This is a genomic window from Mesorhizobium sp. M4B.F.Ca.ET.143.01.1.1 (genome assembly GCF_004792275.1).
Taxonomy (GTDB): domain Bacteria; phylum Pseudomonadota; class Alphaproteobacteria; order Rhizobiales; family Rhizobiaceae; genus Mesorhizobium; species Mesorhizobium abyssinicae.
In genome coordinates this window covers 1-1,673 of record NZ_SRSR01000048.1, presented here as the reverse complement: position 1 = coordinate 1,673, position 1,673 = coordinate 1, and the positions used below count along the sequence as shown (strand labels likewise).

2 protein-coding genes and 1 tRNA gene are annotated in these 1,673 nt (G+C 58.9%); all 3 read left to right on the top strand.

The features are described from left to right. Window positions 1-229: 229 nt before the first annotated feature. The 3 genes from EN786_RS35865 to EN786_RS35855 all read left to right on the top strand — a co-directional run bounded on the left by EN786_RS35865 (window position 230) and on the right by EN786_RS35855 (window position 1,353). Window positions 230-306 (top strand) — tRNA-Met (locus tag EN786_RS35865). Between the two features lie 465 nt (window positions 307-771). Further along, window positions 772-1,038: a type II toxin-antitoxin system ParD family antitoxin gene (locus tag EN786_RS35860; protein WP_127283191.1), complete on the top strand. Its 267-nt coding sequence runs from the start codon at window positions 772-774 to the stop codon at window positions 1,036-1,038. Window positions 1,039-1,041: 3 nt separating this feature from the next. Beyond that, the gene (locus EN786_RS35855; protein WP_127309406.1) at window positions 1,042-1,353 is read left to right on the top strand and encodes a type II toxin-antitoxin system RelE/ParE family toxin; all 312 of its coding nucleotides are present in this window, start codon (window positions 1,042-1,044) and stop codon (window positions 1,351-1,353) included. The last annotated feature ends 320 nt before the right edge of the window (window positions 1,354-1,673 follow it).

Sequence of the window (1,673 nt, the reverse complement as noted above, 5' to 3'; positions counted from 1 at the left end):
TGAGCGACATGCATGAGGCCCGCCAAACGGGAGCCCGGGCCGCGCAAGCGGCCCTTTCATTTGGCAGACCTCTTGATTCCGGTAAGCTAAAACTTACCTCTAAGGACGCAAGCCAACGCTTGCTCGTGGTCGCAAGCAAACGCTTGCTCGTGGTCGCAAGCAAACGCTTGCTCGTGGTCGCAAGCAAACGCTTGCTCGTAGTCGCAAGCAAACGCTTGCTCGTAGTTGACGCGGGGTGGAGCAGCCCGGTAGCTCGTCAGGCTCATAACCTGAAGGTCACAGGTTCAAATCCTGTCCCCGCAACCAAATCAAAAGGCCCGCTTGGCTCCTCGCCAGCGGGCCTTTTGCTTTGGCAGCCAACGATGGTCGCAATCAATTCGTCCCCCCTGGACCCCAGACGAGGTCTCGGCCGACGCTGCGAGCTCCGCCTCGTTCACAGCCGAAGCGAACAGCGAAAGCCGAATCGGAGCAGCGACCACAACCAGATGCGAAATGAATTTAGCCGGCGGGCCTCTTTCTCAGCCGGCTTCAGTGCCCTCGTCCTGCCTGAATGGCGAGAGGAGACCGTCGGGAGCTGTCGACTGCACCAGATTGCTCGATCGCGCCGGCGTCATCGGGGTCGAGGCGATATCTCGGCTCTGCCGAATCTGCGAATCAAGCCTTGCGGGATAATCCGAATCACAGGCGGGGATCGGCCGAATCGGCGAATGCTGGCAATAGATAACATCTATTGCTATGTTCTATAGCCGGACATTTTTTCCAGAGGTTGCCATGCCCAACTATGCTCTGAACGACCACTATGAGAGCTTCATCAGGAAGCAGCTCGAATCAGGCCGTTACAACAATGCCAGCGAGGTCGTCCGCGCCGGTCTGCGCATGCTCGAGGACTTCGAGGCGGAGCGGGAGAAATGGCTGCGCGAGGAGGTCCCGGGGCGCCTGACCGAGCTTCGGCAAGATCCGGCGAAGGGAGTTCCCGCCGAAACGGTCTTTTCCCGGCTTGAGGCGCGTCATCGCGCGAAGCAGGGGAAAGCCAAGTAGCGGATGGAGTATCGAATTGTCTTCCATCCCATGGCGGAAGCTGAGCTCGGACAGCTCTATGATGACATAGCCGAGCGCGCGTCGCCCGCGATTGCGTGGAATTTCGTTGTCGGAATCCGCGACCATTGCCTGGGCCTATCGACTTTTCCACAGCGCGGCACCGAGCGGATCGAGATCATGCCGGGGCTGCGGATTGTCGGCTATCGGCGCGCCGTCAGCATTGCTTTTGCCCTCGAGGGTGAGCGAGTGCTGATTTTGGGCATCTTCTACGCTGGCCGGAATATCACGACGGAATTGCTGGAAGAGCGGCTCTGAAGCCATGCCCAGGCCGGCGTGGCGATTAGCATCGACCATGGCAGGACAGGCGATTTTTGGGCCGATGCCGGGTATCCGGTGCCGAGCTGGTCGTGAGCCCAGGCAGGAATGGATTGGCAGCCGATCGCCGGTCGAGATTCAGCCAAGCCAACTCACAAATTTCGACCTTGTGGACATGCCCACGAGAAATCGAAAAAACATCTGAGAAGGCTGTTGACAGTGTGAAGAGGTGGCGACTATATACGCCTCACCAACGAGGGCGGCTCGCCGCTGGCGACGAAGAAGTTCGCTTCTAAATCTGCCCTTGTGAGAAATTCAAG